Below are 12,359 nucleotides of genomic sequence, written 5' to 3'. Positions count from 1 at the left end.
CAAAGCCCTCATTGAAGGAGAATAGAAATGTTTAATACAATTGAAGAAGCGATTCAAGAATTAAAAAAAGGCAATATGGTTATTGTTGTAGATGATGAGGACAGGGAAAATGAAGGCGATTTGCTAATGGCTGCCGAAATGGTTACACCTGAACACATTAATTTCATGGCAAAGCACGGCAGAGGTCTCATATGTATGCCAATGATACATGAACGTCTTGATGAATTAAATATAAAAAGTATGGTTAGCAACAATACTGATCCAAAAGAAACAGCATTTACAGTTTCTGTTGATTCTGACAGATGCACTACAGGCATTTCAGCATATGAAAGAGCATGTACTATAAAGCATTTATTGGAAAAGGATGCTAAACCAAATAACTTTAGCAGGCCGGGACATATCTTTCCGTTAGCTGCAAAAAATGGAGGGGTGCTTGTCAGAACCGGTCACACCGAAGCTTCGGTTGATTTGGCACGATTAGCAGGTTTTTATCCGGCAGGAGTTATATGTGAAATAATGAAAGATGATGGAACAATGGCAAGAGTGCCTGATTTAATTGATTATGCAAAAAAATTCGACTTAAAGCTAATTACTATTAAAGATTTAGTTGAATACAGAAGAAAAAAAGAAGTTTTAATCGAAAGAGTTACTGAAGCAAATATGCCAACAAAGTATGGTGATTTTAAAATTATTGGATATATCAATAAAATAAACGGTGAGCATCATATTGCTTTAGTCAAAGGTAATGTAAGAACAGATGAGCCTGTTTTAGTAAGAGTACATTCGGAATGCTTAACAGGTGATGCTTTTGGTTCCATGAGATGCGATTGCGGAGATCAGATGCACGAGGCATTAAAAAGGATAGAAGAAGAAGGCAGAGGTGTTCTCTTATACATGAGACAAGAAGGAAGAGGTATAGGTCTTATAAATAAACTAAAAGCTTATACTTTACAGGATCAAGGTCTTGATACAGTTGAAGCTAACATAGCATTAGGATTTGAAGATGATTTACGGGATTATGGAATAGGTGCACAAATACTTTATGACCTTGGCATAAGAAAAATAAATTTGATGACAAACAATCCTAAAAAAATAATTGGTTTATCAGGTTTTGGTATTGAAATAATCGGAAAAGAAAATATTCAGGTCGGCTGTAATTCAGTAAATGAATTTTATTTAAAAACCAAAAAAGAAAAAATGGGACACGACTTAAAATTTTAAATTCGACTTAAAATTAAAAAATCTTGGAGGAAAAAGATGAAAATATTTGAAGGTAAATTAATAGCTAATAATAAGAAATATGGTATAGTAGTGGGAAGGTTCAATGAGTTTATTGGCGGAAAGCTTCTTTCAGGAGCATTGGATGCATTAAAAAGACATGGCATATCAGAGGATGATATAGAAATTTCATGGGCACCGGGTGCTTTTGAAATTCCTTTGATAGCTAAAACTATGGTTGGCTTAAATAAATACAGTGCCGTTATTTGTCTTGGTGCAGTAATTAAGGGTTCTACTCCTCACTTTGATTATGTTTCAAGCGAAGTATCAAAGGGAATTGCTAATGTTTCACTTGAATCAGGTATACCGGTTATATTTGGAGTGCTTACCACTGATTCAATTGAGCAAGCTATTGAAAGAGCCGGAACAAAATCAGGAAATAAGGGATACGACGCAGCTTGTACCGCAATTGAAATTGTAAATTTAATTGATGAGCTAAAAAAGCAAAATGAAACTAAGTAATATTAAAACTATATATTTTGATTTTGATGGAACACTTCATGACAGTATAAAAATATATGCACCAAGCTTTAGAAAAGGATATGATTTTTTAGTTGAAAACAAAAAAGCTGAGCATAAGATTTGGCATGATGAAGAAATTCAAAAATGGTTAGGTTATACGATCAAAGAAATGTGGGACAATTTTATTAAAGATTTAGAGGAACCATTTAAAAAGAAAGTCAGTTCAATCATCGGAAAAGAAATGCAAAACCAATTTCTTTTGGGCAATGCAAAGCTTTATGAAAATTCCTTAACAGTATTGGAGAAATTGAAAATCAGAGGATATAAATTAATATTTTTAAGCAATTGTTCAATAAAGTACATGGAGGCATCAAAAAAACTTTTTAACCTAAACTTATATTTTGATGATATGATTTGTTCTGAAATGTATGATTTTATTCCAAAGCATGAGGTGCTTAAAATAATAAAAGATAATTATGAAATGAATCAGGTTATTGTAGGTGACAGATTCCACGACATTGATGCGGCCACCAAAAATGGCATTCAATCTATATACTGTGAATACGGATACGGAGACAAAAAAGAAGGTTTAATGGCAGACGTTAGTATAAAAAATATTACAGAGATTTTAAATATTTTAGGTATTAAATACTAATATGATTTAGATGAACATAAAGCATTAATTCTTCAATTGACAACTACATTTGTTTGTAATATACTTTATTTAACTAAACATCTTTCGATATTGGTGCACATAAAATGTGATAATAGGGAATTAGGTTAAAATCCTAAACAGTCCTGCTGCCGTAATGAGAGAGCAGTTTTTTAGGCAATGCCAACCACTGGAAACCCGGGAAGGTTAAAAACTTGCGATGACCTCTAAGTCGGAAAACCTGCCAGTATTATTTGCGTAAATACCGCAAATGCTATGCTTTTCATGGAAAAAAGGTAGTAGCAAACTTGAATACACATTCAAAGCAATTTGTGGGCTTTACGTTTCGAAAATTCGGAACGTTTTTTTTATTATGGTGCTACCACCATTTGTTCAAGCGACAGCGATGAACAAATGGATGGTAGACCTAATGCAGCGTAATCCAAATTTGCGCGATCATAGGGAGCGAACAAATTTGTGATGAAGCCTGCGATAACTTTGCTCCTAAATAACTCACTTTAATAAAAAAGACTAAACATAACGTATAACACGGAGGATCAAAATGAACAAAATTATTAAAAAAATCTCTTTATCCATTGCTATGATACTTATATTGGCAAGCTTGGCTGCATGCACAAACGAGAAACCGTCAGAGCCTGCAGAACAAGGGGCAGTACAGGAACAACCTCAGACAGAAGCTCCCCAATTACCGACGACCGACAGAGCAGGTAACGAGGTTAAAATACCTGAAGAAATAAATAGAATCATATCTATTTCACCGTCTAATACCGAAATAATTATCGCATTAGGATTAGGTGATAAATTAGTTGCAGTAGATAAGCATTCTTCGGATATTGAAGGAATCCCTTCAGATATACCGCAATTTGATATAATGAATCCGGATGTTGAACAATTGGTTGCTTTAAATCCGGATGTTATTTACGCAACAGGAATGAGTATGGCAAAGGGTAATGATCCATTTAAGCCCATTAAGAATTTAGGAATTACGGTAGTATATATACCGTCAAGCAATAGCATTGAAGGTATATACGAAGATATAATATATATATCCGAAACTTTACAGGTTAAGGATATAGGTGAAAAAATAATCGATGAGATGAAAATAAAGGTAGATGAATACAGGGAATTCGGTTCAAAAATAGAGAACAAAAAAACCGTTTATTTTGAAATAGCAGGAGCTCCTAATTTATACAGCTTTGGCAGCGGAGTGTTTTTAAATGAAATGATTGAAATTTTAGGTGCGGAAAATATATTAAAGGATCAGGACCAATGGATTACCGTATCGGAAGAGGCAATAGTATCTAAAAATCCGGACGTTATACTTACAAATGTGGATTATATAGCAAATGCTACAGACGAAATTAAAATTCGTTCAGGGTGGGAAAATATAACTGCCGTAAAAAATAATGATGTTTATTATATTGATAAGGATGCAAGTTCTTTGTCAAATCATAATATTATTAAGGCATTAGAGCAAATGGCAGAGGCAATTTATCCTGAAGCTTATAAAAAATGAGAAATATTAAATTAACAGCTTCTATAATTATTTGTTTGCTGATTTTTATATTGGGTATTGCATTAGGAAGTATTAACGTACCGTTTAACGAAATAATAAACATTATTTCACACAAAATGTTTAATACGGAATTGTTACCGACAATATTACCTAATCATGTGTCTATAGTTTGGAATTTAAGATTACCAAGAACTATATTGGCATTTATTGTAGGAGGTGCCCTGGCCGTAAGCGGTACTGTTATGCAATCTGTATTAAAAAATCCCCTTGCATCATCATATACATTGGGTGTCTCTTCAGGGGCTTCCTTAGGTGCTGCTTTAGTAATCGTAACAGGGTTTAGAATACCGATTTTAGGATTATTTACACTGCCGAGTATAGGTTTATTATGCGGGCTGTTTACTGTTTTTATTGCAGTTAAATTTGCAGCTAAAATGGATAAAAATTTAGAAAATAATACAATTATATTGGTTGGAATGGTTTTTTCTTTGTTTGTTAATGCATTACTTACATTGGTAACCGCTTTATCTGATGAACATCTTCAACAGCTTACCTATTGGCAAATGGGCTCATTCAGCTTAAAGGATTGGTCAAACGTGTTCGTTCTGTTTCCGATTGTATTGATAGGAACTATAATCTTAAGAAGCTATTCAAGAGAAATGGACATAATGACCTTTGGTGAAGAACAGGCATTTACAATGGGGGTAGATGTATATAAATTAAAATGGCTGCTGCTTGGTTTATCAGCCGGACTTACAGGCAGTGCAGTTTCGTTTGTAGGTGTCATTGGCTTTATAGACTTAATCGCACCTCATGTAGTGAGAAAAATATTTGGTTCTTCACATAGAATTGTTATCCCCATGTCAATGATTTTCGGCGGTTCTTTCATGATTATATGTGATCTAATAGCAAGAACCGTTGTATCACCTTCCGAGCTTCCGGTGGGTGCTATTACAGCATTGGTGGGAGCACCGTTTTTTGCCTATGTATATTTCTCAAAAAGAAAGGAGTTATAAATGCTCACTTTAAAAAATGTATCGGCAGGTTACAACGGATATGACGTATTAAAAAACATATCTCTGAATATAAGCGAGGGTGAAAACCTATGTATCATAGGTCCAAACGGCTGCGGCAAAACAACTCTTATAAAGGCAATTGCCGGACTTATTCCTCACACAGGTAACATAAAAATAAATGATGTAAACATATTATCCATGAAACGTGCTGAAGTGGCTAAGAAAATGGCTGTTATGAGTCAAATTTCTTCTATTTACTTTTCTTATACAGTTTATGAAACCGTACTTTTAGGCAGGTATTTGCATATGAAGGACAGAAGCTTCAAACAGCCCTCTGTAAAGGATAAGGAATATACAGAAAAATGCTTGAAGGCAGTAGATTTATACAATCTGAAGGATAAGCAGATTAACACATTGTCAGGTGGTCAGCTTCAAAGAGTATATTTAGCAAGAACATTGGCTCAGGAACCAAAAATTATATTGCTTGATGAGCCCACTAATCACTTGGATTTGAAAAATCAGGCTGAGTTAATAGATTTCTTAAAAAATTGGTCCAAAGAAAAAGGGCATGCTGTAATAGGCGTTCTTCATGATTTAAACTTGACCATGAAATTAGCCGACAACATTTTGCTTTTGGATAAAGGGGAAATTGCTGCTTACGGTAAAGCAACTGATGTAATATCGTCTAAGCTGTTAAATAAAGTGTATGACATGGATGTTGCAGGATATATGACGGATTCATTGAAACAATGGGAATACTACATTAGTGAACCATTCAAGTTAAGGAAAGTTAATTAAAATAATTTAATGCCTCTAAAGTAGATAAAATTGAATTTACCTTGGAGGTTTTTTATGTGTATGAATGGTTAATATATTCAAATTTAGGTATAATATAAACAATAAATATTTAAATTTAGGAGGAATGTATGAAAAAATTAATAAGCTTAGGTTTAATAATTCTTATGCTGTTTACTGCATGTGAAAATAATACAAATATACCTGATGGTAATAATGATAATCAAGATGAATATTCTATAGAAGATTATTTCCCGGTGGTTGAAAATACTAAATATTCGTATCAAGGTGAAGGAAACGAATTTGCTGCATACACTGTTTTCATAGATTATATAAACAATAACAGATTTCAAACAAGAACTAATAACGGCGGAACTGAAACCATCAAAGTTTATGAGTTTAAAGATAATCAATTAGTCGAGCTGTATAGCAGAGGAGAAACTTACTTCAGGGAGGATTTTACAAACCGTGAATTTCAAGAGGGTAACGCAGCACTAAAGGTTCCCTATACCGGAGAATTAAAACAAATTGTAACTCCTCAAGGCAATTTCAATGCAATTGAAGTAATAGTCGAAAACGGTCAGGGAACAAGTACAAATTACTATGCAAAGGATGTCGGTTTAATAAAGTCAATATATAAGGATGATGACTACGAAGTATCATCAACTTTAGCCGGCATTGAACAAAATATACCCTTAATACAAACTGTTACATTATATTATCCTGATATTGACGGAGTTCATTTAAACTCTGTCGATGTACAAATATCATTTAACACAAACGATTTAACTAAGGATGTTATTGAAAAAACTGTCAAGGATTTATCTGTATATGAATTATTCAGTATAAATACCGAAATAAACGAGCTTTACTTTGATGAAAATGATGAAAGTGTGCATATAGATTTAACAAAGAATTTCATTGATGAAATGAATGCCGGCGCAGGATTTGAAGGCTTGATACTTCAAAGTATTGCCAACACTTTAGGTTCTTACTACGGAGTAGAAAATATATATCTTACCGTAGACGGTAATTTATATGAATCAGGTCATATTTCCTTAAAAGAAAATGAACCTCTTAAAGCGGATTACAGCAATGTAATAAATCAATAAATAAGTGCAATTTAAAAACGAGGGAAAATCCCTCGTTGGGTAGGTTGCTGAAAAAGTTCATCCTGCAAGGCGCCGGAAGCCTGGCAACCGCAGCGTATTCAAACATACGTGAGGATTGACTGGCTGAACGGCAACGCAGCAGGTGGGCATTTTCAGCGACCTATTTTAAATTGCGTAATCATATAATGATATTATCTTGCCGGTATTTTTTACCTCTCTTGCGGGAATCCCCACAACTGTTGCATTAGGTTTTGTGTCGTTTAGCACAACTGCATTAGCTCCCACCTTGGTACCTGAAGCTATATAAATATTGCCTAATATTTTAGCTGCCGCTCCGATTACAACATTATCGCCAACTGTAGGATGTCTTTTTCCTTTTTCATTTCCTGTACCACCTAATGTAGCACCGTGAAACATAGTTACGTTGTTGCCTACAACAGCGGTTTCACCTATAACTACACCCATACCATGGTCTATGAAAAGCCCCTTGCCGATTGTTGCTCCCGGATGAATTTCTATACCTGTAATATGCCTTCCTATATTTGAAACCCATCTTGCCAAAAAGAATCTTTTCTTTTTGTACAAGCCGTGGGATATTTTATATGCTATTAATGCCTTAATGTGAGGATATAACAACAATACCTCTATCCTGTTTCTTGCAGCCGGATCTCTGTCAAATACCGAATCTATATCTTCAATAATTGATTTAACAAATTTAATCATATTATCAACCCCTTCCATTCAATTGAATAACAATTGATTTGATGTTAGTAATATTTCACCATTGACAAATACTTTTCGCCGCCATCCGGAGCTATGGTCAATATTTTTTTATTATTGCCGTATTTAGCCGCAAGCTTCCTTGCTGACGCTACGTTGGCTCCTGAAGAAATACCAACCAATATACCTGTTTTAGCTGATACCTCAACGGCTGTGTCAATTGCCTCTTCTTCAGTTATTGTCAATATTTCATCAATATTTTCTCCGTTGTATGTGTTAGGAATAAAACCTGCACCAATACCCTGAATCTTATGAGGTCCGGGACTTCCTCCTGATATTACAGGTGATTTTTCCGGCTCTACACCTGCAATTTTAATGTTTTTATTATACTCTTTCAATCTTTTTGAAACTCCTGAAATAGTTCCGCCGGTACCTACACCTGCCGTAAACATATCCAAATCATTTAACTGTTTTATTATTTCCTCAGCTGTAGTCATATAATGAAATTCCGGATTTGCGGGGTTGTTGAATTGATCAGGCATGAAATTCTTGCTGTTATCCTTTAAAATTTCATTAGCCCTTTCAATGGCACCCTTCATTCCTTTCGGTCCTTCGGTTAAAATTAATGTTGCGCCGTATGAAGAAATCATTGTTCTTCTTTCTACACTCATAGTTTCAGGCATCGTCAAAATTACTTTGTATCCCTTTAATCTTCCTATAAACGCTAATGCAATACCTGTATTACCGCTGGTTGGTTCAACTATTACGCTGTCCTTTTGCAATAATCCTTTTTTCTCCGCATCCAAAATCATGCCTAATGCAGTTCTATCCTTAATGCTTCCTCCGGGATTGAATTTTTCCATTTTAATAAAAATATTTTCTCCCGGCAATTGTATTATAGGTGTGTTACCTATTAAATTTAATGTTGTAAATTGTTTCATATTACTACCTTCCTTTTAACCCGATAAACTAAGGAAATTTATTTTAATAGCTATGCGTCGCAGGGAAATACAACAAATTTGTTTGCTCACTCCCGTTCGCACAAATTTGGTATTCTGTGCGTTGACCTACCAACCATTTTTCAGGAAAAAAACTGAAAAATGGGGTTAGGGCATAAAAAAACTCCGACTCCATATAAAAATATTATATAGAGACGGAGTATATCCGCGGTTCCACTCTTATTGACAATAAAATTGCCCACCTTTTGCTAGCACCATCATGCTATTATACGATAACGGATATGCTCCGCAGCAGCCTACTATTAAATAATAATTTCGGTGCTGTACTCCAAAGGGCACTTCACATATACCTCCGATAAGTATCCTTTCAGCCATGAGATACTCTCTCTTAAAATTCAGTATACATTACTTTCCTTCTTCATAGTATTTCCTACTAATTTAGTTGGGTTTATATTTTTAATTATTATATTATACCTAATCACAAAATGCAACAGTTTTTATAAAATTTTTTTATAGAAAATTAAACCTTTTAATTTCCCTTTAGTTTTTTCACAAAACTGTAGGTAATTTTAGCAGTCAATCCCCAAATTATAAAGTCATTGTATTTATAAAAATAAACAGGATATCTTATGCTTTCCCAATTATACTTACTTCCGTCATTAACCATATGATATGGAAAATCATTGTCTGCTTTAGGATAATAATTCATAAAATATCTTTCCGGTTCATTTTCCAAAAAATAAGATAGAGGTACATAAAAAATTTCGGAAACCTCATCCTTATTATATTTGATTTCATTTATCTTCGTATTTTTAATATATCCTAAATAAGTATAAACGAATGAACCGCTTTTGCTTGTGGCATAGTCCATTTCCGATATTATTTCTATGTTTTCCATCTCTATACCCAGCTCTTCATGTGTCTCTCTTAAAGCTGCATATTCAGGACTTTCTCCGTCTTCGATTTTCCCTCCGGGAAAAGAAATTTCTCCCGGTTGTCTTATGGATTTTGACCTGACCTCATATATAAGATTAAGCTTCCCTTCTATTTCAATTATGGGAAGCAAAACTGAAAATCTAAAATCTTCATCCATAGGCTGCGGTACATATTTTTCTATTAGTTTTTTTACATCATTTATGTTCATTTATCTATAAACCTCATAAGTCCAAATATAATAAATACCAATCCGGATATTATTTTTATTATATTAGAAGGTATGCGTTTAGTCAATGATGTTCCTATTATTATTCCAACCAAGCCAATTGCAAGCATTCCTAAAACGGAGCCCGTAAGCACTAATCCGGGATAGTCCGCTTCCATTGCCAATGTCATTGCTGTAAGCTGTGTTTTATCTCCCATTTCTCCTAATAAAAATGTAAGTGCCGTTGTAATTACCGGACCGAATTTGAAACTTTTCCTTTTCTCGTCCTCTTCTTCGTATACAATTGTTAATATGCCAAAAATAATAAATATAAAACCTGCGAATATTTGAAGCAGTTCACCTTGTATAACGTTGGATAAACAGCATCCGATTACAACAGCTGCTCCGTGATTTATAAAAACTCCTAAAAGTATTCCTAAAAGCATTTGCACCACTGTATATTTTGCCGATAATGTCATAAGCATCAATTGAGTTTTATCTCCAATTTCTGCGGTAAATACAAGTGCAAAAGCTTCTAAAAATTCTCCTGTCATATTTTCCTCCATATATAATTATTTTTACATAAATACTCTTTAATAAAAACAAGTTATATATTATAATATTTAATGATATAAATAATAAGAACCATACATTTATTTAAGGATATATAATTTTGGAGGAATTATGGGATTTAATATTTTAATAACAACAGCTCCCTTTGGTAACGGTCATAAAATGGTTGCAACTGCATTAAAGAATGCATTTATAAATAAAGGTTACAACAATGTGTTTGTTGTTGATTTATTCACTGAAGCACATCCGACAATTACAGAAACAATTAAAAGAGCTTATATTAAAAGCTATGATTTTGGTGAAGCATATTCTATGCTATATTATGGTTCAGAAAAATTAACTAATATGAGGGTTATTGAAATATACCGAAATTTCGGATATAAAAAGCTGAGAGATATTGCGAAATCATTTAAGCCCCACGTAATAATCAATACATTTCCGATTTTAGCTTCATTAAAAATAAAAAATGAATCAGGGGAAAATATTCCTGTTTTCAATATTGTTACGGACTTTTATGTTCATAAGTTATGGTTAAGCAAGGAAATAGACAAATTTTATATAGCCACCGAGGAATTACAGGAAGAGTTGAAAAAAATGAACATACCTGTTGAAAAGACAGTTGTTTCGGGAATCCCCATAAGAGAAGCATTTGAAGAAATCGAAAACTTTTCTATGCTATATAAAAAATATAGATTTAAAAGAAATAAAAAAATCATCTTGATTAATTCGGGGGCTTTTGGAGTTTTCAAGGATATAAAAAAAGTATGTATGGAGCTTTGCAAATACAAATCAATTCAAGTTGCCGTGGTATGCGGTAACAATACATTGCAAAAGTCAAAGCTTGAATCATTAAAACTAAGGAATTTAAAGGTTTTTGGATTCATAGAAAATATAGATGATCTGTACAAAATTGCATGCTGCATGATTACTAAATCCGGTGGTATAACATTAAGTGAAGCATTGTCCGTCCAGCTTCCTTTAATAATAATTAAACCCGTGCCCGGTCAGGAAAAAGAAAATGCATTATATTTTGAAAAAAAAGGAGCTGCCATAATTGCAAATAATTCTTATCAAATAGTAAACAGCACAATTGAATTGATAAACAGCCCTTCAATGCTAAATACAATGAAAAATAATATGAAAAAAATGTATAACAAATCATCATCTTTCAAAATTGTTGAAGACGTTGTGGAAACTATAGAGAAATAGATGCCCTAACCCTATTTTTCAGAGTGTTTTTTCTGAAAAATAGGGTTAGGGCATTCGCAACGAATTCTAAAAATATACGACCAAAGGGAGTAGATATTTTTGTGAATTCGACTGCGCAAAAATTGGTGACATAAGAGTTAGCTTTTAAATTTATTAATTTCTTCTACACATTTAGCACTGTAGAAGGTTGTATCCATGCCTATTGCAATATATTGAAAGCCTTGCTCGGCACGTTTTTTTGCTGCTTCACCATTTCCGGCAAAAATGCCTGCAATTTTATTATATTTTCTTGTTAGCTCAATTACCTTCTTAGCTGCATTTTCAACTAATTCATGGGTAACCTGTCCTGTTACTCCCATAGATTGGGACATATCATATGGTCCTAAAAAGATAACGTCTATTTCCGGTATCTTGCATATTTCTTCAAGATTCTCCAAACATATTTTATTTTCACAGTGAGTTATTATTAGTGTTTGTTCATTTGAACAGTCGGTAAAATTGGAAATACCCGACATACCGTAATCCGCAGATTTAGGGAAAGCTAAACCTCTTTTACCTATGGGCTCATATTTGCTGCGTTCTATTATTTCTTTAGCTGCCTGAGCATCATTTATTTGTGGTACTTGAATTCCGTGAGCACCGATATCAAGTGTATGAAGTATCGTACTTTCTAATCTATCAGGAATTCTTACGATTGGAGTTATACCTCTCAGTTCCGCTGCTCTTATCATATGCTGAGAACTTTCTGCTCTCATAGGTCCGTGCTCATTATCGATTATAACAAAGTCAAATCCCGCTAATCCGGCAATTTCCACTAAATCAGGTGCATTGCAAACAATGAATGTTCCTATGGCTGCTTTACCTCCTTTTAGTTTCTTCTTAAGTTTATTTTCAAACATTTTTAC

Annotated in this window: 13 protein-coding genes, 1 riboswitch and 1 other annotated feature; of the genes, 8 read left to right on the top strand and 5 right to left on the bottom strand. The window is 33.7% G+C overall.

Features of this window, described 5'->3' with window-relative positions; genetic code table 11:
• Positions 1–27: 27 nt before the first annotated feature.
• The 7 genes from RT412_RS05715 to RT412_RS05685 all read left to right on the top strand — a co-directional run bounded on the left by RT412_RS05715 (position 28) and on the right by RT412_RS05685 (position 6,852).
• Positions 28–1,221 carry a bifunctional 3,4-dihydroxy-2-butanone-4-phosphate synthase/GTP cyclohydrolase II gene (locus RT412_RS05715; protein ID WP_398438973.1) on the top strand — a complete coding sequence of 398 codons (1,194 nt, stop codon included), beginning with the start codon at positions 28–30 and terminating at the stop codon, positions 1,219–1,221.
• Between the two features lie 36 nt (positions 1,222–1,257).
• Complete coding sequence (ribE, locus tag RT412_RS05710) at positions 1,258–1,740, top strand: 6,7-dimethyl-8-ribityllumazine synthase (protein ID WP_313342204.1); 483 nt, start codon at positions 1,258–1,260, stop codon at positions 1,738–1,740.
• Positions 1,727–2,395: an HAD hydrolase-like protein gene (locus RT412_RS05705; protein WP_313342207.1), complete on the top strand. Its 669-nt coding sequence runs from the start codon at positions 1,727–1,729 to the stop codon at positions 2,393–2,395. Before ribE ends, RT412_RS05705 begins: the two co-directional genes overlap by 14 nt.
• A gap of 74 nt (positions 2,396–2,469) precedes the next feature.
• Positions 2,470–2,656, top strand: a riboswitch (cobalamin riboswitch).
• A 298-nt stretch (positions 2,657–2,954) separates the two neighbouring features.
• Entirely contained in the window at positions 2,955–3,929 is a 975-nt protein-coding gene (locus RT412_RS05700) for an ABC transporter substrate-binding protein (protein ID WP_313342209.1), read from the top strand.
• Positions 3,926–4,945 (top strand): iron ABC transporter permease, encoded by a 1,020-nt coding sequence (locus RT412_RS05695; protein WP_313342212.1) that lies wholly within the window; start codon positions 3,926–3,928, stop codon positions 4,943–4,945. The genes RT412_RS05700 and RT412_RS05695 overlap by 4 nt, the downstream gene beginning before the upstream one ends.
• Positions 4,946–5,743: an ABC transporter ATP-binding protein gene (locus RT412_RS05690; protein ID WP_313342214.1), complete on the top strand. Its 798-nt coding sequence runs from the start codon at positions 4,946–4,948 to the stop codon at positions 5,741–5,743.
• Between the two features lie 128 nt (positions 5,744–5,871).
• Positions 5,872–6,852 carry a GerMN domain-containing protein gene (locus tag RT412_RS05685; protein ID WP_313342216.1) on the top strand — a complete coding sequence of 327 codons (981 nt, stop codon included), beginning with the start codon at positions 5,872–5,874 and terminating at the stop codon, positions 6,850–6,852.
• 165 nt (positions 6,853–7,017) lie between these two features.
• Here the strand turns inward: RT412_RS05685 and epsC are convergent, their stop codons facing one another.
• The 4 genes from epsC to RT412_RS05665 form a co-directional block, all read right to left on the bottom strand.
• The gene (gene epsC / locus RT412_RS05680; RefSeq protein ID WP_313342219.1) at positions 7,018–7,575 is read right to left on the bottom strand and encodes a serine O-acetyltransferase EpsC; all 558 of its coding nucleotides are present in this window, start codon (positions 7,573–7,575) and stop codon (positions 7,018–7,020) included.
• A gap of 44 nt (positions 7,576–7,619) precedes the next feature.
• A complete protein-coding gene (gene cysK, locus RT412_RS05675) occupies positions 7,620–8,513 on the bottom strand; it encodes a cysteine synthase A (RefSeq protein ID WP_313342222.1) in 894 nt (297 codons plus the stop codon).
• 205 nt (positions 8,514–8,718) lie between these two features.
• Positions 8,719–8,962: a binding site (T-box leader), on the bottom strand.
• Positions 8,963–9,060: 98 nt separating this feature from the next.
• Entirely contained in the window at positions 9,061–9,675 is a 615-nt protein-coding gene (locus RT412_RS05670) for a CoA pyrophosphatase (protein ID WP_313342225.1), read from the bottom strand.
• Entirely contained in the window at positions 9,672–10,226 is a 555-nt protein-coding gene (locus tag RT412_RS05665; RefSeq protein ID WP_313342228.1) for a TMEM165/GDT1 family protein, read from the bottom strand. The genes RT412_RS05670 and RT412_RS05665 overlap by 4 nt, the downstream gene beginning before the upstream one ends.
• A 130-nt stretch (positions 10,227–10,356) precedes the next feature.
• On the opposite strand from RT412_RS05665, the gene RT412_RS05660 reads away from it, so the two are divergent.
• A complete protein-coding gene (locus tag RT412_RS05660; RefSeq protein ID WP_313342230.1) occupies positions 10,357–11,454 on the top strand; it encodes an MGDG synthase family glycosyltransferase in 1,098 nt (365 codons plus the stop codon).
• 137 nt (positions 11,455–11,591) lie between these two features.
• Here the strand turns inward: RT412_RS05660 and RT412_RS05655 are convergent, their stop codons facing one another.
• A complete protein-coding gene (locus RT412_RS05655) occupies positions 11,592–12,353 on the bottom strand; it encodes an aldolase/citrate lyase family protein (protein WP_313342232.1) in 762 nt (253 codons plus the stop codon).
• Between the last annotated feature and the right edge of the window lie 6 nt (positions 12,354–12,359).

This window comes from Sedimentibacter sp., assembly GCF_032080165.1.
GTDB lineage: Bacteria > Bacillota > Clostridia > Tissierellales > Sedimentibacteraceae > Sedimentibacter.
Note: the sequence above shows the minus strand (reverse complement) of the source record. Positions and strands in the feature narration are given on the sequence as shown.

Coding starts and splice junctions, on each gene's coding strand:
- RT412_RS05715 (WP_398438973.1), top strand. CDS start 28: ATGTTTAATACAATTGAAGAAGCGATTCAAGAATTAAAAAAAGGCAAT.
- ribE (WP_313342204.1), top strand. CDS start 1,258: ATGAAAATATTTGAAGGTAAATTAATAGCTAATAATAAGAAATATGGT.
- RT412_RS05705 (WP_313342207.1), top strand. CDS start 1,727: ATGAAACTAAGTAATATTAAAACTATATATTTTGATTTTGATGGAACA.
- RT412_RS05700 (WP_313342209.1), top strand. CDS start 2,955: ATGAACAAAATTATTAAAAAAATCTCTTTATCCATTGCTATGATACTT.
- RT412_RS05695 (WP_313342212.1), top strand. CDS start 3,926: ATGAGAAATATTAAATTAACAGCTTCTATAATTATTTGTTTGCTGATT.
- RT412_RS05690 (WP_313342214.1), top strand. CDS start 4,946: ATGCTCACTTTAAAAAATGTATCGGCAGGTTACAACGGATATGACGTA.
- RT412_RS05685 (WP_313342216.1), top strand. CDS start 5,872: ATGAAAAAATTAATAAGCTTAGGTTTAATAATTCTTATGCTGTTTACT.
- epsC (WP_313342219.1), bottom strand. CDS start 7,575: ATGATTAAATTTGTTAAATCAATTATTGAAGATATAGATTCGGTATTT.
- cysK (WP_313342222.1), bottom strand. CDS start 8,513: ATGAAACAATTTACAACATTAAATTTAATAGGTAACACACCTATAATA.
- RT412_RS05670 (WP_313342225.1), bottom strand. CDS start 9,675: ATGAACATAAATGATGTAAAAAAACTAATAGAAAAATATGTACCGCAG.
- RT412_RS05665 (WP_313342228.1), bottom strand. CDS start 10,226: ATGACAGGAGAATTTTTAGAAGCTTTTGCACTTGTATTTACCGCAGAA.
- RT412_RS05660 (WP_313342230.1), top strand. CDS start 10,357: ATGGGATTTAATATTTTAATAACAACAGCTCCCTTTGGTAACGGTCAT.
- RT412_RS05655 (WP_313342232.1), bottom strand. CDS start 12,353: ATGTTTGAAAATAAACTTAAGAAGAAACTAAAAGGAGGTAAAGCAGCC.